Annotated in this window: 18 protein-coding genes and 1 pseudogene; all 19 read left to right on the top strand. The window is 46.0% G+C overall.

The annotated features are described in order from the left end of the window. Positions 1–31: 31 nt before the first annotated feature. Complete coding sequence (locus tag PV783_RS13890; protein WP_420988421.1) at positions 32–880, top strand: RteC domain-containing protein; 849 nt, start codon at positions 32–34, stop codon at positions 878–880. Between the two features lie 98 nt (positions 881–978). Continuing rightward, positions 979–1,494 (top strand): hypothetical protein, encoded by a 516-nt coding sequence (locus PV783_RS13885; RefSeq protein WP_420988420.1) that lies wholly within the window; start codon positions 979–981, stop codon positions 1,492–1,494. A 176-nt stretch (positions 1,495–1,670) separates the two neighbouring features. Next, positions 1,671–1,910: a DUF4134 family protein gene (locus PV783_RS13880; protein ID WP_420988419.1), complete on the top strand. Its 240-nt coding sequence runs from the start codon at positions 1,671–1,673 to the stop codon at positions 1,908–1,910. Positions 1,911–2,500: 590 nt separating this feature from the next. Then, the gene (locus PV783_RS13875) at positions 2,501–3,607 is read left to right on the top strand and encodes a group II intron maturase-specific domain-containing protein (protein ID WP_420988418.1); all 1,107 of its coding nucleotides are present in this window, start codon (positions 2,501–2,503) and stop codon (positions 3,605–3,607) included. Between the two features lie 99 nt (positions 3,608–3,706). Then, positions 3,707–3,817, top strand: a pseudogene (locus tag PV783_RS13870) (DUF4134 family protein); the annotation flags it as partial. Positions 3,818–3,825: 8 nt separating this feature from the next. Further along, positions 3,826–4,263, top strand: a complete 438-nt coding sequence (locus PV783_RS13865; RefSeq protein WP_420988417.1) for a DUF1896 family protein — start codon at positions 3,826–3,828, stop codon at positions 4,261–4,263. A gap of 82 nt (positions 4,264–4,345) precedes the next feature. Beyond that, on the top strand, positions 4,346–9,871 hold the full coding sequence (locus PV783_RS13860; RefSeq protein WP_420988416.1) for a DEAD/DEAH box helicase family protein: 5,526 nt from the start codon (positions 4,346–4,348) through the stop codon (positions 9,869–9,871). A 17-nt stretch (positions 9,872–9,888) separates the two neighbouring features. Continuing rightward, complete coding sequence (locus PV783_RS13855; protein ID WP_420988415.1) at positions 9,889–10,224, top strand: DUF4133 domain-containing protein; 336 nt, start codon at positions 9,889–9,891, stop codon at positions 10,222–10,224. Between the two features lie 331 nt (positions 10,225–10,555). After that, positions 10,556–13,063, top strand: a complete 2,508-nt coding sequence (locus tag PV783_RS13850) for a TraG family conjugative transposon ATPase (RefSeq protein ID WP_420988414.1) — start codon at positions 10,556–10,558, stop codon at positions 13,061–13,063. Between the two features lie 39 nt (positions 13,064–13,102). Beyond that, complete coding sequence (locus PV783_RS13845; protein ID WP_420988413.1) at positions 13,103–13,783, top strand: conjugal transfer protein TraI; 681 nt, start codon at positions 13,103–13,105, stop codon at positions 13,781–13,783. A 70-nt stretch (positions 13,784–13,853) separates the two neighbouring features. Further along, positions 13,854–14,522: a hypothetical protein gene (locus PV783_RS13840; protein WP_420988412.1), complete on the top strand. Its 669-nt coding sequence runs from the start codon at positions 13,854–13,856 to the stop codon at positions 14,520–14,522. Positions 14,523–14,557: 35 nt separating this feature from the next. Further along, positions 14,558–15,193: a TerB family tellurite resistance protein gene (locus PV783_RS13835; protein WP_420988411.1), complete on the top strand. Its 636-nt coding sequence runs from the start codon at positions 14,558–14,560 to the stop codon at positions 15,191–15,193. Positions 15,194–15,207: 14 nt separating this feature from the next. Beyond that, entirely contained in the window at positions 15,208–16,398 is a 1,191-nt protein-coding gene (gene traJ, locus PV783_RS13830) for a conjugative transposon protein TraJ (protein WP_420988410.1), read from the top strand. 28 nt (positions 16,399–16,426) lie between these two features. After that, positions 16,427–17,041 carry a conjugative transposon protein TraK gene (gene traK, locus PV783_RS13825; RefSeq protein ID WP_420988409.1) on the top strand — a complete coding sequence of 205 codons (615 nt, stop codon included), beginning with the start codon at positions 16,427–16,429 and terminating at the stop codon, positions 17,039–17,041. Between the two features lie 5 nt (positions 17,042–17,046). Next, the gene (locus tag PV783_RS13820; protein ID WP_420988408.1) at positions 17,047–17,526 is read left to right on the top strand and encodes a hypothetical protein; all 480 of its coding nucleotides are present in this window, start codon (positions 17,047–17,049) and stop codon (positions 17,524–17,526) included. Positions 17,527–17,557: 31 nt separating this feature from the next. Further along, positions 17,558–18,880: a conjugative transposon protein TraM gene (gene traM / locus PV783_RS13815; RefSeq protein ID WP_420988407.1), complete on the top strand. Its 1,323-nt coding sequence runs from the start codon at positions 17,558–17,560 to the stop codon at positions 18,878–18,880. Between the two features lie 38 nt (positions 18,881–18,918). Beyond that, positions 18,919–19,785, top strand: a complete 867-nt coding sequence (gene traN, locus PV783_RS13810; protein ID WP_420988406.1) for a conjugative transposon protein TraN — start codon at positions 18,919–18,921, stop codon at positions 19,783–19,785. A gap of 57 nt (positions 19,786–19,842) precedes the next feature. After that, on the top strand, positions 19,843–20,481 hold the full coding sequence (locus tag PV783_RS13805) for a hypothetical protein (protein ID WP_420988405.1): 639 nt from the start codon (positions 19,843–19,845) through the stop codon (positions 20,479–20,481). A gap of 78 nt (positions 20,482–20,559) precedes the next feature. Next, positions 20,560–21,462, top strand: coding sequence for a hypothetical protein (locus tag PV783_RS13800; protein WP_420988404.1), 903 nt, complete (start codon positions 20,560–20,562; stop codon positions 21,460–21,462). Positions 21,463–21,489 lie beyond the last annotated feature (27 nt).

The following is a 21,489-nucleotide window of genomic DNA, read 5'->3' as shown; positions in this document are numbered from 1 at the left end:
TTGTGCTTTACCATCATTTAACCAACATGATATGGAAAACGCTTATGCATCCATGCTAGGGGCTTTGCAGGAAAAAACAACCACCATTTTCACAAATGAAAGTGACGCAATCAAAGCCATCACTGATTGCATCCACGAAGTTAACCTGTCGCTAACCAGGTTACACGCCTGGCTGGACAGCCATCCCTTCCAGTCGCCAGAGGAGGAAATACATTTCTTTAAACACATAAGGCCACACATGGATGGTATGCGCCTGTATTACCTCCAACTGCTCCAACTGGAAATACGCTGTAAAGCCGCCGGGCAGACCGAAAAAATTGCCATCTACAAAAGACACCAGCAAAGAATTTCCAATTACTTTGACAGAAACAGTGAGATCTACCGCTATCATTTACTCTCCCTTACTTACCTGGATGGCTATTATTACCGCAGGCCGGATAACAGCCAGCCCGAAAGTATCGACGATGAGGCGCCGCTGCTGCCAGATCACCGCTACTATGCCACAATAAGCTATAAGGCGGCAAAGCTTGTCTGCTGCCAGCTTCTTTACCGCTACCTGGAAAGAGCCCTGCTCCCGCTTCGTCCCGGGCCAGGGATACCAGGACGCCCCGCTGGCGAAGGGCTACAATGGACCGCATCAAAAGCAGCCCTAGGCGAACTGCTGTATGCCCTACAGGAATACGGCGTGTTTAACAACACCAAAGTTGAAGTAAAGAAAATTGCCGACTACCTGGAAAAAGTTTTTGATACCGACTTAAAAAATATCTACAAGATCTATGAGGACATCCGGCTGCGGAAAAAGAGCCGTACCCCTTTCCTGGACGCCCTTCGCAATTCCCTTTTAAGAAGACTTGACCAGGATGATGAAAGCGCCCTTTAGAAAAAAATTTCCCAGATGGGAAAACCTTCTACAACTCCCCTTCTCCAAATCCCACTTTTGTGTTGTCAACAATCAAGATCACCAAAAATAACAGGACAATGATAGCTGAAAATATTACCTGGGGTCAATTCGCGGGAGCCGTTTCTCTCTCCGCCGCCGCATACTACCTGTACCTGGTAGTATCGGGTAAAATCAGATTGTTTAATCCAACCGCCTCGTCTGGGGCAAAGGAAGGCTCCCCGGTTTCCCAGGGTAAAAAAAGAATTTGGCAGCCTCAGGACGTGCCGGCAGAACAGGTAGCAGCGGGCTCTTATGCGGGTAATCCTGCCGGGCAGGAACCATCACAGGATATGGAGCAGGAAGAAGAAGACAACAGTTTCCAGTTGCTTGAAACCCTTGCAATCGAGGTGCAGGAAATTATTTCCGGCCAAGGTGAGATGGGCACCAAGGAGGAACTGCTGGAAGCCTTGTCTGTGCAGATCGTCACCTACCCGACCTTAAATCAGCCCGCGTTCAGGGCTGCCATTTCAAATATCATTATAAAAGCGGCCAAAAGTGATTGTCTCATCGACATCACCCGCGCCGAAGCAGAGGCCCTGTTCGGGCAACCTTGAGACAAGGAAAAAAGGCGTCAGGCGACCTGCATAGGTAACGGGATGATTAGTGGGGGCATGCACAGTCGTCTGGCCCTTTTTATAACCTGGATTAAAAGACCAAAAAAGATCTCCCTGCCAGCCAGGGAATCCACATACCAATTATTCACCAATAAAACTTCAAACATCTCTAGTTTATGAAAAAATGCGAAGTAAGAAACCGTGCAGCATGTCTGCTGACAGGCTCCAAAAGAAAAGGACAGGCCCTGTTACTATCTGTGGCCTGCCTGACACTTTCTAAAGTTGCTAAATGCCAGGAAGGAGCCGCTGGTATTACCAACGCCACCAACGAAGTAAAAAAATATTTCGGCATCGGCACCGATCTGATGTATGCAGTAGGCGCAATTCTGGGCCTGATAGGAGCAGTAAAGGTTTAGTGTGCCAGGAAAAAGGACATACTAGTGTCCTAAAGCATCGTAAATGATGGCGGCAGGCCCGCCGCAACCAACTTTCAGGAGAGGGTTGCAAACCAGCGTATGCGGCAGCGGTCAAATACCGTTGTCGTGAGCGATACGTGAAAAGTCAATATAAAATTGGCAGGTGACTTTAGTCAAAGGTGACCGCAAGGGAACCACCAGTGAGGTATCGATAACTAAAAGAAAAAGATGTTAAAACCAAACCCCTGAACCTGGTTTGGGAATAAAAGCCGGAGAGAAACCTGATTACTGCTCCGGCAACATCCGGTATAGAGGTGGCACCAGTGACTATAAGAGGCATTTACGCATGAACCTGGGAACCTGGTAGTGGTGGCATTGATGCCACCACTACCAGGGGCAGATCAGCCCGTAGTAGCGAGGAAGTTTTTGTAATGAAAACGGAGCAAAGGGGCTGACTTATTCTTTGGCTATGTACAAATTAAACAACTAAGCAAATCCATTAGGAGGATTTAATGAGACAGCCATGTTCATTTAGGATTTCAAAAAACGATGTGCGCAGAGCCTACCGGCAGATAAAACCGCTACTGGCAATGACAGCGGAGGAAAGGCGGCAGGTAGCAATCTTTGAAGAAAGACCCGGAGCAAATATCCATGCGCTTTGGATCCGATTAAGGTCCGGAAGCTACCACCCACCTGCAGAAACCAAAACCCTAAAAACCAACAAAGGCAGGCAAACCTGCCAGATAACAGACCTGGTTGCCCAGAAAGTGATGGCAACAGCATTGGCAGGACAGATAGCATTTTCCACCACTCACCCAAGCGCAAATCCGGCTGAAAATATTGCCCTGGCAAAGCTTCACAGTGCTACCTGGCCCTGGGCAGTAACGATAAAAAGTTTTGCGCAAGCACTGGATATTGAGGTGGGTAACCTGCTTTCCCTGCTGTCAAAAGGACCAGCAGCGCCCTGGGTGCTATTGTACCTGCGCAGGTGGTTAAGTATTGAAGGGGTGCAATGCTACCCAATGCTTGCTACCCCCATTACCAGTGTTATCATTTATCACGCCTTTGACAGGTGGATCGATGAAAACCATCCATCAGTGAAATTTGAAAAAAGCCAGCAAGCCATTATCTGCCACCTGGCCTCGTACAGCATGGCAGCAGCACTAAAGACGCAGGTAGACGACAGGTTAATCAGGCTAGGGGTAAAAGGCGGCATCCAGGTAAAAATAGTTCATTGTAAAAAGGGTATCTGGCAAGATGGAAAAATCGCCACCAGGTTTGAATTTCTCGGATATACATTCCGGCCAAGGCAAATAGCAGCAGGGGATGCCACCAACACTATATTTTCTCCTGCCATCAGTGCGGGGGCAAAAATTGCCATCTGGCGACAGGTAAGAAAATGGAATCACCACTATTGGGTGCAATTAGAAATAGAACAGATCGCAGCCAGCATTAATCCACAAATTAATCAGTGGATATATGCTTATGGTCTTTATGGCGCCAGGGAGCTGAAAAGAACCCTCGACGCCATCAACAGAAAACTGGTTGCCTGGATACGCTGCAAGCATAAGGATATGCGAAGAGGTAAAAGAAAGGCAGCTATATATCTTGAAAGCATCGCCACCAGACTGCCGCAGCTATTTGCACACTGGAAATATGGAGCCCTTCCCCGCAAAGCGTCAAAGATGAAATCTTAATGCAACATTAACAGAATAAGAAGAGCCGTATGAGCTGAGAGGCTCACGTACGGTTCCGTGAGAGGGTTGGGCTGAAATGCCCTACCCTACTCGATCAACAAATGGAATTCAGGAGACCAGGACACCGGAAAAAGTGCCGCGTCGTGGTTTGGTAGCTGCATATTCCTTCTGGTTGTAGCCACCATTTTAAAAGGATTTTTTAAAGTTTAATCCCTGCAATGGAAAACATACTTGAAAATAAGCTCCATAGCTACCTGGTTGAAAACAATCCGGATATGCTCCTTTCACTGGAGCAGGAAACCAAGGTGACAGCATACATCAAGGGAAAAGTATCGGCCGTTAGAAAAATGATGGCAGACATGCAACAAGAAGGGACACCTTCTTATATTATTGAAGAAATCCTGATGGAAGAACTCACATCAGACCTGCGCCCTTCCCGTTATAACCTGTTGCTGTCAATCCTTCAAACAGAATTTGGCCCCACCTATGAAAGCTACCGGGAAATGGGCATTCTAACCTATGAACTCTCGGCAATGATTAATTCCTGTAAGCACATCTTTGAACAGATGCCTTTTACCCGGGAGGAGGAAGAAAACAATAGGCGCTATTATGCCATTACCGGGGCAATAGCGGACTATCTGGAAAACAAAAAGTAGAGCAGCAAAAAATGGAGGTTCGCTGCCGAAGACAATACAGTGACGACATAAAGCAAGTGATAAAAAGAAAAATTTGTGGCGTATGGCTTACAACACACTGGAAAAACTAAACGATAATATCGCCGCTATCCGCTTGGCTCTCGACAGCGAAAAATGGCCGCACTTCACCGACAGTGACATAGAAGCACTCTCCCGATATAGTGGATTTGGCGGTATTAAGGTCATCTACTATGGAGATGGTGATAAGGATAGCTGGTTACAAAGGGGGGCAACACCTAAAGATTTGACTCTCTATGAGAGCACCATGGAGCTCTATGCCCTGCTTAAGGGATACTATAAGGAGGACCAGTACAGAGAGGTGATCGAATCATTGCGCAGAAGCCAGCTAACGGCGTTTTATACTCCCTCCGTGGTCCCGAAAGCGCTTTATGAGGCCATGTATGAGCATGACCTTGTACCAACCACCATCTTTGAGCCCAGCGCCGGCGCCGGCGTTTTTGTCGAGCAGGCAATAAAAGTCTTCGGCAGCAATCTCCAAAAAATCGCAGCAACAGAAAAAGATACACTCACCGCCCGCGTGCTGAAAGCAAGGGTCAGCAAACTACCCGAATCCATCCAGGCGTATAACCTACCACTGGAAATGTTCGGCAGGACAAACAGCAATTGGGATCTAGTGGTGTCAAATATTCCTTTCGGCAACTTTAAAGTCTTCGATCCTTCCTACGACAACAAATTAATTACCAGTAAAATCCATAACTACTTTTTTGCACAAGCACTAAAGTCAGTAAAAAACGGCGGTCTGATCGCTTTTATTACGACCACAGGGGTTTTAAATAGTCCTTCCAACCGCTCGGTACGCAAACACATCCTCGACCAGGCAGATCTTATCTCCGTGGCGGTGATGCCCGATAACCTGATGAAGGAAACAGGCAATGCAGAATCGCCAAGCCACCTGATTATCCTTCAAAAAAATGAAGGAAAAAAACACCTGAATGAAGACGACAAAATTTTGTTAGAGACCCAGGTGATGACCAACGAATTCGGTAAATATAATATCAACTCCTATCTGGCCAACAATCCTCACCTGTGTATGGGCGACGATATAAGAGCCGGTAAAAATCAATACGGCACTCCCCAGCAGCAAGTTTGGCAGAATGGACCTATTGATAACCTTTATACCCCGTTAAAGGAACTGCTATCAAAAGACCTGGCAGAACGAGTGAACCTGCACGAATTTTTTTCCCGGGTGCCGAAAAATGCTGCAGAAGAAAACCTGGCCGCCGAGATAAGTGAAGAAAGGAAAATAGAGTACCATTTTTCCTTCCAGCCACCGCCACAGGTTAAACAATCTGCCGCCATCGTTCAGATGGGTATTTTTGATCAGGAACCGGCAGCAGCAATTAACCAGGCTTCTGCCTACATAACGGAGAAAGATAAAGAAAAAATCGATCCCCGGTCGGCAAAGGTAATTGCCACCATTCGCACGGAAAACAGACCCGATCACGACAGCATTGTGCTCATAACGGCAAAAACAGGCACCAAAAAATACCTTTACAAGTTATATTCTAATGTTACCGAAGTAAACGTAGCCCATCCCTGGTTAGATGGTTCCCTTCTGCGGCCACACCTGGAAGAGCTCTCGAAAAAACTGGCACGTTATCAATACCGGTATAGCTATTCAGGAGACCCCAGCCTGGAAGATATTTTTCACTTCCAGGACAAACCACCGGCAATAATTACCCGTCTAAAGCCATTCTACCAGCAGGGAACACTGGTTGTCCACGGAAAACATACCGGTATCCTGCAACGCATCGACAAAAACAACGACAGGGCAGCATTTGAGCCATTGTTTACCAAACCATCTGATCACCTTTTCTTTTCGCGTTACACAAGACTGAGGGATCAATATTATGTTCTCTTTGAAGAGGAATCTACCACTAATCAGGCAAATGATGGGCTCAGAGAAAAACTAAACGAGTACTATAAGGAGTTTACAACTGCCTACGGCCAGCTTAACAACAAAAATAATCTTTCCCTGCTCCTCCAGGACAAGGCCCATGGCAGCCTGATGCTATCCAGCCTTGAAAGGAGACAGGAGGATAAATTTGTCCCATCCGATATTCTCGCTGCCAGTATCCACGAAGTAAAAAAAACATTTATCACCACAGATGCCGCCGAAGCGCTGGCCTATACCTTGAACGAAATCGGCCGGCTGGACATAGCAGAAATTGGCAACGCTTGCAGCAAGAACCCAGAGCAGACCATTGAAGCACTCGGCGACCTCATTTACCTAAATCCGGTATCAAATAAATGGGAGACAGCAGATAATTATCTGTCGGGCAATGTGGTGGAGAAAATGGAAGCGGCCCGACTGGCTGCACAGGCCCATCCTGACAACACTCAATATGACCGCAGCCGGAAAGCCATTGAGAAAGTACAACCAACAAAAATACCCTTTGACGGCCTGACGATAAATTTTGGTACCAGATGGTTTCCTAAAGAACTTTATGACCGCTTTGCCACTGAATTCTTTGATGAAAAAGCCTCCATAATTTACCTACCCAGTGTAGACTCCTTCAACGTAGATGTGAGCAGAGATAGTGGGAAAGTATCAAAGGAATATATGGTCAACCCCAAACAAGGCCATAAAGTATATGGAGACCAGCTTATGCTTCATGGTCTTCAAAACACGACTCCAAATTTTACTTACGAGGTTCCAGGTCCAAATAATACCAAACAGCGCCGGCCGGATAACGAGGCCATACAACTGGCCGCCCAAAAGATAGAATCCATCAGAGCAGCATTCACAGATTGGCTTATACTGCTCGGAGAAGAGGACAAAAAGGCTATTGCTGAAACCTATAACAGACGCCACAACTGCTATGTCCTTCGCAAATACGATGGATCACACTTAAAATTTCCTGGTTTGAATTTTGAAAACCTGGGAATTACGGATCTATATAGCTCCCAAAAAGAAGGCGTGTGGATGGTGCTGGAAAATAGAGGCGGTAATATAGACCATGAGACGGGACTGGGAAAAACCCTCACTTTAATAGTAGCTGCCCATGAATTAAAACGACTACAGGTTGTTCGAAAGCCGTGTATTGTTGCCAAGAATAGCAACATCTCTCAAATCATTGACACCTACAGAAAGGCATATCCAAACGACAGGATTCTGGCGCCATCCCAAACAGACTTCTCCGTAAAAAAAAGAGAACGCCTATTCCAGGAAATAAAAAACAATGATTGGGACTGCATCATCCTCACACAAGAACAGTTCCTTGCCATTCCACAAGATCCTGAAATGGAAAGGGCTATTCTGCAAGACCAACTTGATTGTGTTTGCGCCGACATGGCCGTGCTCTTAGTAGAAACCAAAAGCAGGATGACCAAACAACTACAAAAAGGGCTCTCCATACGTCAGTCTAACCTTGAGGCCAATATACTCTCAACCATCCACAGGTTGAAGCAAAGAAAAGATTCGGACATCACCTATCTAAATAGTGGCATTGACCACCTGCTTATTGATGAGTCGCACGGATACAAAAATCTGGGATATACCACCAGGCATGACCGGGTCGCCGGTCTTGGAAACGTAGAAGGAAGCCAGAAAGCACTCAATATGCTCATCGCCATCCGTACCAACCAAAAAAGATACGACAGTGACTACAATGCCACATTCCTATCTGGTACTCCTCTTTCTAATTCGATAGTAGAAGCCTTCAATATTTTAACCTATCTGACGCCCAGAGAATTGGAGAAACTGGGTATGAAAAATTTTGATGCCTGGGCAGCAGTATTTGCCCAAAAAACAGTTGACTATGAGTTTTCCGTCGCCGGCTCAATAATCGCAAAAGAGAGGTTTCGCCATTTTGTCAATATTCCGGAATTAGGAATGATTTATAACCGGTTTACAAGCTATAAAACGGCTGAACACATCGGCCTCGATAAACCCAAACTTGTAACCGAACTGGTGGCCCTGCCGCCGACTCCCGAGCAGGAAATATACATTCCCCTGCTTATGAAATTTGCCGAAACCGGCAACGGGAAAATTATCGGCAGACGCCCCCTTACCCAGAAAGAACAAAAAGGAAAGATGCTCATTGTCACCAACCTGGCAAAAAAAATGGCGGTAGATATGCGCCTTATTGACCCAGCATACAGTGATGACCCCGGAAACAAAGTAAATGTATGTGCCGCCAATATAGCACGGATCTACCATGAAACAACCGAATTTAAAGGTACCCAGGTATTCTTCTCTGATATAGGCACTCCTAAACCAGGAGAATTTAACGTATATGACGCCATTAAAGAGAAATTGGTAGACATACACAAAATTCCAGCCCATGAAATAAGCTTTGTCCACGATTGGAACGATACAAATAAAAAAGAGCTATTCGACAAATTTAATGCCGGGCAAATCCGGGTATTGGGAGGCAGCACAGAAAAATTGGGAGTAGGAACCAACATCCAGGAAAGGGGGGTGGCAGAACATGACATTGATATACCCTGGCGCCCCGCCGACCTGGAGCAACGGGCAGCAAGATTGGCAAGGCAAAAAAACCAGGTAGCAAAACGATATAGGGATAATAAAGTAATCCGCTATATCTATGCCACAGAGCGAAGCCTTGATGGCTACAAATTTAACCTGCTGGAAACAAAGAGCTCTTTTATTCGTCAATTTAAAAACTCAAATCTTTCCTCCCGCACACTGGACGAAGGAGCCATGGATGAAAACGGCAACATAAGCTATATCGAATGTATGTCCATTCTCAGCGGGGATACTTCTCTATTAGACAAAGCCAAACTTGACAACAAAATTACCGTCCTGGAAAGCCTGCGCACCCTCCACCTGAGAGAGGTTTCAGATGCCCAATGGCAAATGGAAGTTCTAAAGTCCAAGCAACATAACAATACCCAGATTTTGTCAAAACTGGCAACTGACAAGGCCTTGTTTACCGGCAACCTCCGCTTAGAGAAGGATGGTAGTAAAGCCAACCCGATTTCCCTTTACGGGTTTGGTGGAACCGATGCGGAACAAATCGGTGAATTCATCCTTAAAACAAAGGAGGCTATTTCCTGCTCAAAGGAATCTCCCCAAGTTCAGGAAAAAATCGGCACCCTCTATGGCTTTGACCTGTACGCAAGAGCAACCTGGTTTATGGGGACCGTGCGCAAAGATCTTTATGCAATAAACCCTGCAAGCGGCATTATCTATCTGCACAATAATGGCGTCCCAAACGATGATAACCTCAAAATGGCAGGAAGATACTTTCTCTATGCCCTGACAAAAATTGATAATGTTATTTCATTTCATCAAAAGGAAGAATTGCAGCTTTCAGAAGACATCGCCACCTATACACGAATATCCAACAAAACATTTGAAAAAGAAACCGAATTGCAAACATTAAAAGCCGAGCGTGAGCAGATCATCAAAAAGATTGATAACGCCAGCATCAATATAAAGGATGAAGCCCACAAAGAAGCCGGCGCCAAGGTAATAGATATGGGCGCCGATGAGATAGATCAAACCGGGATTATCGCACTAAAACAACAGAACCGTCCCCGATTAATGGAACAGGCTACAGGTAATACCATGCATAAATAACCTTAAAAAACTTTCCAATGTCTAACAGCAGTATATATCAAATCAATAAAGGCATTAACAGGCCAGTGGAGTTCAAGGGCCTGAAAGGACAGTATATCATGTACCTGGCCGCAGGCCTGGTAGCCCTGATGATCCTGTTTGCCGTTGCATACATCCTTAAAGTTCCTGTCTACCTGTGTCTGGCCCTGGTTGGGATGTTAGGCTTTGCCCTATTTACAACCGTGTTTAATCTTAATGCAAAATACGGAGAGCACGGCCTGATGAAAAAAAACGCACATAGGCTAATCCCCTCCGCAGTGGTATGCCATAGCAGAAAAGCATTTTTAAATCTAATTGTAACACAAAAGAAATAGCCAGCCGGCAAAATTACGGGTTATCCCATGCCCATGAACCGGGCACACAGAGACAATTTAATGAACTGGTGGAATCTCGGTTGCCTTCAAAGAAATCGATACCGAATTTCCAGCATGCATAACAAGGACCGCGGCATTCATTTTCAATTCAATAAAGGATAAGTAAACATATCACCACACAAGATAAGTGTGGGTGGCTCCTGCTAAATGCAAGCCATAGAGAGAAGGCGTCTCCCATCCCCATTAAAGGTTTCACGTGTAACTATTAGGCAACCTAACTAAATGGATAAAAAACAAATTAATCATGCTCATCGCAACTATAATAATTTTCATGGTAGTACTAACAGCCGTACTACTACAATTGAAAGAGGAAAAGCCAAACATTAAAAACATTCAACAGTGGCTGCCGCTATCTACCATAGAAAATGATTGCCTCATTTCAAAGCAAGGAGATGTAACGATCGCTTACAGCTTAGTGATGCCTGAGATTTTCAGCCTGTCCTCAGATGAATTTGAAACACTACACCAGACATGGGTCAGGGCCATAAAAGTATTAAGCCCCGGAACCATACTCCATAAACAGGACTGGTACCTGGAAAGCCTATACGCTCCCGACCTGGAGGCAGACAGCTCCTTTCTGGAAAGAAATAGTAACGCCTTCTTTTCCAACCGGCCAACCATGGAACACGAATGCTTTCTGATGCTTACAAAAAAAACACCTAAACGAAAGCCAGCAACAAGTGTTTTTTCAAATCTGTTAAAACCTGGTATTGTTCCTGCTGAAACCCTTGACCAGGTGGCCCTGGCAGACTTTACCGATAGATGTAGTCAATTTGAGAAACTTATCTCCGAAGCCGGTTTTATTACCCCCCGCAGACTTACCGCCACTGACCTGGCAGGCACGGAGGACAAAACAGGACTAATAGAACGATATCTTTTCCTGCAGCCCGCAAAAGGAACCCCCACCCTTCGGGATATCACCTTCAAACCAGAATTTAAGGTAGGGGAAAACTACTGCCAGCTCTATGCCATGAGCGACGTGGAAGACATGCCATCACTATGCGGATCACGCATCACCTATGATAAGTATTCCACCGACAAAACAAAATACCCGGTAAGCTTTGCTGCATCCGTAGGACAACTACTTCAGGGAAACCATATATACAATCAGTTTATGGTAATTGAGGATACCGCAAAGGTGATGAAAAAGCTGGAAGCAAAAAGAAGGCGCCTGCAATCATTGTCTAATTATTCCAGAGAAAATGCCATCGCCAGAGATGCCACCAACGACTTCCTGAATGAGGCCATCAGCCAGCAGCGCCAGCCTGTTAAGACTCACTTCAATCTCCTTATCTGGACTCAGGACAAAGAGCAGCTTAAAGAAATGCGTAACAAGGTATCGGCCGCCCTGGCACAGATGGATGCCACCCCCAGACAGGAGATAACCGGCGCCCCGCAATTATACTGGGCAGGGCTTCCGGGAAACGCCGCTGATCTGCCCACCAACGAGTGTTTCGACACCTTTACTGAGCAAGCCACCTGTTTTTTCGCCCAGGAAAGTTCCTACCGAGATTCGGTAAGCCCATTTGGTGTCAGGCTGGTAGACAGACAGCATGGCAAACCTGTATGGTTAGATATCTCAGATGAATTCATGCGCAAGGGAATAACCACAAACAGGAATAAGGCATGTTTTGGATCCAGCGGATCTGGAAAATCGATGCTGATGCAACATTTTATGCGCAGCTATTTCGAGCAGGGAAGCCACATCATCATCGTAGATGTTGGCGGCAGCTATTCCGGCCTCTGTCAGCTTGTAAAAGGCTATTACTTTACCTATTCAGAGGCAGACCCCATCCGCTTTAACCCGTTCCATCTGCCCGATGGCGACAGCATGGATACGGAGAAAAAAGAGTCTATCAAAACACTCATACTCTCTCTTTGGAAAAAAGATGATGAGCAATATAAAAGAAGCGAATACGTGGCCCTGTCTAATGCCCTTAACCTGTATTTTGAATACCTGGATGCCAATAAACACGTATTTCCCTGCTTTGACTCTTTCTATGAATTCATTAAGGAAGTATATGTAGAAAAGATCCGGGAAGAAAATGTAAAGGAAAGGCATTTTGATATTGATAATTTCCTGTACGTGCTCCGACCTTACTATGGTGATGGGGAATTCGGCTACTTGCTTAACTCCCGGGAGAGATTAGACATTTTTCACCAACGATTCTGTGTCTTTGAACTGGACGCTATCAAAGATCATCCCATACTTTTTGGTGTCGTTACCCTCATCATTATGGAACTTTTTATTTCCAAGATGAGAAAGCTCAAAGGCATCCGCAAAGTAATTGTTATCGAAGAAGCCTGGAAAGCCATTGCCAAGGGACAAATGGCCGAATTTCTCCGATATCTGTATAAAACCGTCAGGAAATTCTTCGGAGAAGCCTGGATCGTCTCCCAGGAACTCGACGACGTTCTTTCCTCTGCCATCGTTAAAGATGCCATCCTCAACAATGCTGACTGTAAGATCCTGCTGGATATGCGAAAGTTCCAGAACAAATTCGACCAGATACAAAACGCCATGTCTATGCCCGAAAAGGGAAAACCAATGGTGCTTTCCCTTAATAAAGCAAACGATCCTAAAAGGCGATACCGAGAACTATATATAGAAATGGCCGGCATGGTGATGAAGGTATATGCCTATGAGCCATCACCGGCGGAATACTACGCTTATACCACCGAAGAAAAAGAAAAAGTACTGGTACAGCGATATACCGCCCAGGAAGGTGGCGATATGCAACGAGGCATCCGTGCCTTGCTGGCCAGTGGAGAAGTATAAGAATAAAAAAGGCTTTTATCACTATAAACGAGAAAGACCATGAAGAAGAGATTTTTGTGCATCATGTTTATGTGGATGACAATATTTACAGTAGCCCCGACTCAGCAAAGCCAGGCTTATGTATGGGTGATCATTAAAGAAATACTCATTAAGGTGCTTAAAGCCCTGGATCTGGCCGTGCAACGGTTACAGAACGTCACCGTAAAACTTCAGAACGTACAAAAGGAGATTGAAAACGAGCTATCCAAGCTAAAACTGAAAGAAATAGCAGAGTGGGGAGAAAAAGAGAGATCGCTGTTTAAATCCTACTACGACGAGCTGTGGAAGGTGAAAAACCTGATCTCCATGTATAAAAGGGTGGCCGATATTATTGCCAAACAAAAACAGATCATTGCAGAATATAAAACGGCATATAACTCCTTTTCCAGGGACAGTCATTTCAGCCCACAGGAGCTTGAGCATATCTACCAGGTATTTTCCGGTATCCTGGATGCCAGCCTCAAAAATATAGATCAGCTTTCCCTGGTAGTCAATTCCCTGCTGACACAGATGCCTGACGGCAAAAGGTTAGATATCATCCATCAGGTATCGGTGAGCGTAGATAAAAATCTTTCAGACCTCAGAGCCTTTACCTCCCAGAATATTATGATAAGCCTGCAAAGGGCAAAAAACCAGCAGGAACTATCCACCATTAAAAACCTCTACGGCCTGCCCCAATAGCTTTTTGTCCTGTAATAGGAAAAATGATTTTACCAGGCCCTCCAGGCAACTATTAAAAGATAATTTCTTTATGAAAAAGGCATTTTCCATCTTAACAATACTACTGGCTTTGTCCTGCGGTCACCTACATGCCCAGCAATCCGAGGACAGCCCGGCGCCTAACAGCGATGAGGTTAGCAACCAGGACAAAACAACTGTAAAATATGGCCTGACCGCCATCGCAGAACTGCAACTCTACTTAGGCTGGCTGATTAAAGGATACGAAATCGTCCGTGACGGACTCAATACCATCCACCAGATCAAAAGTGGTGAATTCGACCTCCATAACATTTTTTATACCTCCCTGGAAAGGGTAAATCCATCAATAAAAGGATTCTCAGAAATCGCCGCCATCCTGGCAAATGAGGACTATGTAATCGGCCAGGCCAGGGCATATGCCACCAGCGCCGAAGCAAGCAACATGCTGTCTGCCGCTGCAAGGGACGCCTTGAAATCGACCAGCAAAACAGTACTGGCAGACTGCAACAGGGTGCTGGGAGAACTAGATGATGTGACTACCCCTGGCAGGCTCAAAATGACCGATGACGAGCGCCTTAAACGCATACATACCTTATATGCTTATTCGGTAGCCCAGAAAGCCTTCGCTCAAAGCTATCGCCAGCAGGTGGCCACCTACCTGGGCCAGCGCATAAAAGATTTAAGTGAACAGCAGTGGCTTAAAGAAATGTATTTGAAATAGCCCTCTCTTCTTTCAGCATATTAACAGCACGCAAAATGAAAAAAATAACATTACTGCTATTACTAACCCTCTGCCTGTCCATATCGATAGTGCCCACCCTGCATGCGCAGGAAACCGAAGCGGCCGCCCTGGTCCTTGACCTGGAAAAACTCAACCAACTCCGGCAGATTCTTCAGAAAATGTATGACGGCTATAAAATCCTGGTGGAAGGATACAATAAGGTTAGAGACATCACCTCCGGCAACTATAAAATCCATGAAATATTCCTCGATGGCCTCCTCCTGGTAAGTCCTACCGTTCGCAAGTATGAAAGGATCGCCGAAATCATCGAAGACGAACTAAAAATACTTTCCGAATCCAAGTCGGCATTTAACCGCATAAAGGATGCAAAAGCCTTTAGCCCCCAGCAGCTTGAATATATCAGCGGCGTATACGACCGGCTGCTATCGGCCAGCCTGCAAGGGCTCGATGAACTAACCATTGTTATTACCAGCGGTAAGCTACGCATGAGCGATGACGAGCGACTATCGGCCATCGACCGGGTATATGTCAATATGAAGCAGAACCTGTCCTTTGTCCGCGCCTTTAACCAGGAAAATGCTATCAGCGCAGGGCAGCGGTTGAAAGAAAAACAGGAAATCGGAACGCTGGACAATCTTTTCAATAAATAATACCTGCACTTTATATGAAAACTAAAATATTAAAATTATCGCTGCTGCTGACGGCCGTATCGCTAATACCTGCAATAGCCTTCTGTCAGAGCGGCTCAACAGGAGTAGCCGGAGAAATTAAGGGATTACAGAAAGTGCTCGATGACCTGTATTATGAAATGCTTCCCATGTGTGGTGACCTGATATCGATTGGCAGTGCTATAGCCGGATTTGCCGCCACTTTTTACATTGGGTCAAGAGTGTGGAGAAGCATCATCAATGCAGAGCCCATCGATTTTTATCCACTCTTGCGACCATTCGTTCTAGGCTTTTGTATCCTCAAATTCCCACTGGTTATCGGCGTGATGAATGGCATTCTAAACCCCACCGTTACCGGCACCCGCGCCCTGGCCGACAACACCAACGTATCCGTGCAGAAACTAATAGAGAAAAGAAAACAGATGATGGATACCACCATTACCTATCTGATGTATGGAAGCAACGACGGGGCAGGAAACAAAGACCTGTGGATGCAATATACCCAGACCGAGTCTGATAAGGAAAATGACTTTTTGGGCATTGGCGCCTCCTTAAAATTTGCCATGCAAAAAACCTATTATAATCTCAAAAACTGGTTTAAGCAACTACTCAGCACCCTACTTGAGATCTTGTTTGAGGCGGCCGCCCTTTGTATCAACACCATCAGAACCTTCAACTTATTAATACTGGCGCTTCTGGGCCCCATTGTATTCGGGCTTGCAGTCTTTGATGGATTCCAGCATACCCTGCAAGTATACCTGGCCCGATATATCAACTATTACCTATGGCTACCAGTGGCAAACATCCTGGGAGCACTCTTGGGCAAAATCCAGATAGGAATGCTCAAACTGGATATGCAGCAGATCGCCCAATTCGGAGATACCTCCTTTACCACCGCCGATGTTGGATACCTCATTTTCATGATCATAGGGATAGTATCCTATTTCACCATTCCCAATATCGCCAGCATGATCGTCAATGTAGGCAGCGAAAGCGTACTTACCAGAAAAGTACACGATATGTTTTGGGGTACCGTACGGTCTACCACTTCTACCGCTTCAAGAGTGGTTGGTGGCCCTGTTGGAATGGCAGCAGATGCCTTCGGCGACGCCAACCTGCGCATGACACAGGGATATAGTGGCTCCTCCACTGCCTCCGGCTATTTCGGTGATAAACTAAAGACCTAACCTCTCTTTCAAAAGCAATTAATATTCCATGCAACACTTAAGAAACATCGACACCGCATTTAAGCATGTGCGACTATTTACTGCCGTGCTGGCCGTTGCCTTTGCCTGTACCTGCTGCTATATTGAATTTGAGTCTTCCCGACAAATTGAGAAAGCCAACCAGCGCGTTATCGTCATCGCTGGTGGCAAAGCATTTCAGGCCATGGTGGGAAATAGAAAAGATAATATTCCGGTAGAAATGCGCGATCACATTTCCGTATTCCACCAAGACTTTTTCAACCTGTCCCCGGATGAAAAAGCAATTGAAAACAATATGCGCCGCGCCCTTTATCTATGCGATGCCAGCGCAAAACAGCAGTATGAAGATCTTTTGGAAAAGGGGTATTATCAGGCCATCGTCACAGGCAACGTCAGCCAGGAGGTGACTTGCGACTCGATACAACTATCGGCTTCAGAACCAGTATCCTTCAAATATTATGGTAAGCTCATCATTACCCGTACCAGCGCCATCAGCACCCGCAACCTTATCACATCAGGATATATCCGGGACCTGAATGAACGCAGCGACTCCAACCCTCACGGCTTTCTGATCGAGCGATGGATGATAGAAGAAAATAAAGATCTGTACACCAGAAAAAGATAACCGTTATGAAAAAAGAACAGCAAATAAAAGGACCTGAAAAAGTCACCCCGACGCAAACAATTGCCGGCGTTATCTCCCGGCTACTCGGTGGCCTGCAAAATAAAAGCGCCGCCTTTATAGGAAAGAAGACACACCATTGGAATCAAAAACAAAAAGTTGTCTTCTTTATCTGCGTTTGCCTTGCCTTTGGTGGAGTGAGCATCTTTATCATGGTTGACACGCTCACAAGCTGGGGCCAGGAATACAAATACGAGCTCGTTCCACCCAGCAACCAGATCATCATTCCCGTCCCGGAAGTTTCCCATGCCTGGATACCTAAAATCAGTCCAGCCGACACTACCATCTTACACCGCTTTCACAGAGCGGTAGACAGCCTGCAGCGAACACCCCAGGGAAGGGCGCAGTTGGAAGAATTTGAAAGCAATCATAAGGGGTTTATTGACAGCCTGCTAACGGCTGAGAAAATGCTGCAAACACCATTTTAATCATTTCAAGTAACCAACAAAAAATTAGCATATGATAACAAACACGATTGAAGAAAGGAAGAAAAAATTTCTTTTGTTTCTTCCACTGGTGGTCCTGCCTTTTGTTACCCTGCTGTTTTATTCCATCGGCGGCGGCAGAGGACCCCAAAATACGGCTCCCCCACCAGCGGCAGGGTTTAACCCAGTGCTTCCATCCCCACAACTTGATAAACAGGACGGCGTGGATAAGCTTAGTCTTTATAAAAAAGAGGATCGCTATGCCCTGGAACAGGGAAGACGCAGCACCGACTCAAACCCCTCTCCATTTGAGGAGACGGCCGATACCACCCGCCCAGTAGACAGCCGGGCACCTGGACGTCCCAGCGGATACAGGCCGGCAGCAACCGAAAGCCCATATTCTCCGGGCAGTTACGGCGCAGCCGCCACAAAAAGAAGATCCAGCGGGGACGTGAGGTCAAGCGAGGAAAAGATAAACGAGCGCCTAAAGAATCTACAGGCCCTTCTGGATTCAAAAGTCACAGACTCCGCGGCCGGCAACCCACCGCCAGAAACCGCCCAAACAGAGACGGACCAGCAGATTGCCGCCCTACAAAACATGATGAAGGAAAATACAGGACAGCTTTCTACCCAAGACCCACAGCTTAAACAGATGGAAGGAATGCTCGATAAGATACTTGCCATCCAGCACCCTGAAAAACTGAATGAAAAACCGGTAACCGACCTTGCGAAAGGAAAAGTTTATGCCGTTTCCTCAGATGCGCCAGTTCCGGAAAATGACCTGCTGGCAGGACCTAATAACAAAGCAGATACCTCCCGCTACAGGGTCTTTCATTTAACCAGCCAAAGAGCAAACACATTCTTTGATGACGAAAATGATCAGGGTCCGAAAAAAAGCAACGCCATAAGCGCAGTAATCCACGAAGGAAAGACGGTATCAAACGGGGCCACCATTAAAATACGACTTACCCAGGACATGTATGTGCAGGGACTGCTGGTGCCAAAGGGCAACCTGGTGTTCGGAAGATGCAATATCACCGGGGACAGACTGATGGTAGAAATAGCTTCCATCTTTTTTGAAGGCAACTTCTATCCGGTAAATCTCTCCGTATTCGATACCCATGGCATGCAGGGATTATCCACCGATGCAGGTATGGAGGTCCAGGCCGCCAAGGAGGGAACCGACCAGGCCATGCAAGCCCTCTCCATAGGAACCATGAATGAATCACTTGGCGCCCAGGCTACCATGGCCGGCATCGAGGCAGCTAAACGCCTGATAGGAAGAAAAGTTAAAGTTGTCAAAGTGACACTGAAAGCAGATTGTCCCATACTGCTAGTAGAAAGTAAAAAAGGATAACACAACATCCCAATTCCTAATCTCTTAAAATTAATGATATGTGCAAAGGAAAACTCGTTCGTTCTGCAAAACTTTTCATTTTCCTACTATTACTTTACAGTTGCCCCACCCTGGCGCAACATCCCATCTCAGACGGCATACTGGCAGGAGCCGTGAGCACCGAAAACCTGGAAATAACCACCGGGCAAACATCGATCCTGGTATTTCCCAAACCGATAAAACGTCATGACCGCGGATCTAGTCAAATCCTGACTAAGACGATCAATGGGATTGACAATGTGCTCAAAGTAAAGGCCGAGGACTCCACCATGCGCAAAACAAACCTGACAGTATTTACCACCGATGGACATATTTATTCTTTCCAGGTGGACTATTCTCCTGTACCGGCCAAGCTGGTCTATCCTATCCTACCTGATCCGAGGATCACCATTGCCCCAGCCCCCACCATAAGACTCAATGAAGCAAGAATAGTTGAAGTGGCCGACAGCATAGCACTGACCCCGGGAAGATGGATTGGTAAACATAGTAAGAAGTCCGGCGGTATGCAACTGCACTTAACCGGCATCTACTTAAAAGACGCCGTTATGTTTTTCCAATTCTCCGTCTCCAACCATTCCCCCATCCCTTATAACATTGACTTCACCCGCTTTTTTATTCAGGACAGCCAACAGGGAAAAAAAACCATCAATGCCGAGAAAGAGGCCCTGCCACTGCTCAAAAGGATAGCACCCATGGACCAGGTAGACAGCGGGAAAAAAGTGATACTGGTAGTAGCTTTTGACAAATTTACAATAGCAGATAGAAAAGTCTTTACCGCCCAGGTATATGAAAAGAACGGGGACCGACACCTGACCATGAAGCTAAAAGGGAAAGTATTTCTAAAAGCAAAACCGGTAAGTCCATAAAATAGCCCTGCTAACATTTTCACCGGCATCCAATAACATTATTAACAACAACAATTTATGGAACAGCAAAAGGCAAAACAACCTGTCAACAGAATAGACAGGGACCTTACCATATGGGAGGGAATGGAGCAGAAATTGGCAAAACGATACGGTGCGGGAGCAATAAATGATAGAACTGGCGCAAAAGTAAGACTGGGAATATATAAACAGATCCTTGACAAATACCGTGGTAAACCATTAAATCAGCATGAAAAAATAGAATACAGGATGCTACGCGCTCAGGCAGGAGCCATCAATAGAAAGCTTTATCCCAATCCATGGGTACGACTTGCCCGCAACATGGGCCTTTTCGCCATTAACATGATGGCCCTCCCCTTGCGTATCATAGGACGCCTGGCAAAAGTAGTTTTTGGTCCCTTCGTCCTTTCGGAAGTAACCAATTCTCAAAGGCGCACCCCATCTTGGCAGCAGGATAGAGCCTCCCAGCAGCAAAACCAAGAAAAAAGGCAACAGAAAAACGGCGTGGCCCAAACTAACGGCTATGCCGACAGCAAGAAACAAGGTGCTTCCTCACAAAATGGAAATGCGGCCATTGCAAGAGAAAAGAATTTTGAGCCGATGAAGGTAGTAAAGAAAGTAAACCCTAACAAAGAAAAGGTAGTGCAAACAACCCAACAAACGGGATTGCACATATGACCGGTATACCGCCATATCTGGCGGTCACATTTGAACCAGTAATCAATCAATGGATTTTATCAAATAAAAATTATCATTATGAACAACGAAATCAATCTCTACGACGTAAAGGAACGCCTTAAATATGCAGGATTTGGCACCCAGTTTAATGCGGAACTTGAAAAACGGGTGGCAGCAGGTGAAATAGATATAAAAATGTCAAGGGTAGAAACTGTAAATGGATTTACCATGAAGTATGAGCCTGAAATTGCCATTAAAGAGGACAATGTATACTACAATGGTATGCGTGCCACCCGCACAGAACTGGAAACGGGCAAGGAAATCAGTCAGTGGTTTTCTTCCAAAATTGGTATCACAAAACGGGAAGCAGAAAACCTTTTGTCCGACACCGAAAATCCCCGCGCCGCTTTCAAAGGCCACTTTAATGACCAAAATGAGCTGCAACATTCCTGGGTTTCAATTAATTTTAAAGCCCCACTTACCGATAGCGGTAATCACCAGCTCAGTTTCTTTTCCAGCGCCTACAGCGCCAGCATTGCTGACCGGCTGACCGACTTTACCTTCCTGGAACTTCAGGACCAGGCCATATCAAGGGAGGTGGTCAAAAGTTTGCAGAAAGGAGAAACCATTACTCTTACCCCAAGGGAGGACTCCGATTATAAGAAGGTTTTAGCATATGTCAACGCCTCTAAGGGGACGCTGACCATTATGGACGAATCAGGAACCATGTTAAAACATGATCAGTTCCGCACACCTGAGGCAAAAAAGCGCCATCAGGAAAGCCGCGCTGATTGGATGACCCGTCAAACTCAGGAAGGCGGCCGGCAGACAGATCCTACCGAGCAGCCGGGGCAGCATCAAAGTGCTGCCCCCGAAACCGGCATTACATCTACAGGAGAACCACCAACAACCATAGACAGAAAGCGGCTGCCCAAAAATCCAATTAAGGGTCAGGACCCCAGTGCCATGAAACACCCTTAAGTAAACACGACGATAACAGATTCCAGG

This window comes from Chitinophaga sp. CC14 (assembly GCF_048957795.1).
Classification (GTDB): domain Bacteria; phylum Bacteroidota; class Bacteroidia; order Chitinophagales; family Chitinophagaceae; genus Chitinophaga; species Chitinophaga ginsengisegetis.
The sequence above is the reverse complement of the archived record's forward strand: the minus strand, read 5'-3'. Positions and strand labels throughout refer to the sequence as shown.

Coding starts and splice junctions, on each gene's coding strand:
- PV783_RS13890 (WP_420988421.1), top strand. CDS start 32: ATGGAAAACGCTTATGCATCCATGCTAGGGGCTTTGCAGGAAAAAACA.
- PV783_RS13885 (WP_420988420.1), top strand. CDS start 979: ATGATAGCTGAAAATATTACCTGGGGTCAATTCGCGGGAGCCGTTTCT.
- PV783_RS13880 (WP_420988419.1), top strand. CDS start 1,671: ATGAAAAAATGCGAAGTAAGAAACCGTGCAGCATGTCTGCTGACAGGC.
- PV783_RS13875 (WP_420988418.1), top strand. CDS start 2,501: ATGACAGCGGAGGAAAGGCGGCAGGTAGCAATCTTTGAAGAAAGACCC.
- PV783_RS13865 (WP_420988417.1), top strand. CDS start 3,826: ATGGAAAACATACTTGAAAATAAGCTCCATAGCTACCTGGTTGAAAAC.
- PV783_RS13860 (WP_420988416.1), top strand. CDS start 4,346: ATGGCTTACAACACACTGGAAAAACTAAACGATAATATCGCCGCTATC.
- PV783_RS13855 (WP_420988415.1), top strand. CDS start 9,889: ATGTCTAACAGCAGTATATATCAAATCAATAAAGGCATTAACAGGCCA.
- PV783_RS13850 (WP_420988414.1), top strand. CDS start 10,556: ATGGTAGTACTAACAGCCGTACTACTACAATTGAAAGAGGAAAAGCCA.
- PV783_RS13845 (WP_420988413.1), top strand. CDS start 13,103: ATGAAGAAGAGATTTTTGTGCATCATGTTTATGTGGATGACAATATTT.
- PV783_RS13840 (WP_420988412.1), top strand. CDS start 13,854: ATGAAAAAGGCATTTTCCATCTTAACAATACTACTGGCTTTGTCCTGC.
- PV783_RS13835 (WP_420988411.1), top strand. CDS start 14,558: ATGAAAAAAATAACATTACTGCTATTACTAACCCTCTGCCTGTCCATA.
- traJ (WP_420988410.1), top strand. CDS start 15,208: ATGAAAACTAAAATATTAAAATTATCGCTGCTGCTGACGGCCGTATCG.
- traK (WP_420988409.1), top strand. CDS start 16,427: ATGCAACACTTAAGAAACATCGACACCGCATTTAAGCATGTGCGACTA.
- PV783_RS13820 (WP_420988408.1), top strand. CDS start 17,047: ATGAAAAAAGAACAGCAAATAAAAGGACCTGAAAAAGTCACCCCGACG.
- traM (WP_420988407.1), top strand. CDS start 17,558: ATGATAACAAACACGATTGAAGAAAGGAAGAAAAAATTTCTTTTGTTT.
- traN (WP_420988406.1), top strand. CDS start 18,919: ATGTGCAAAGGAAAACTCGTTCGTTCTGCAAAACTTTTCATTTTCCTA.
- PV783_RS13805 (WP_420988405.1), top strand. CDS start 19,843: ATGGAACAGCAAAAGGCAAAACAACCTGTCAACAGAATAGACAGGGAC.
- PV783_RS13800 (WP_420988404.1), top strand. CDS start 20,560: ATGAACAACGAAATCAATCTCTACGACGTAAAGGAACGCCTTAAATAT.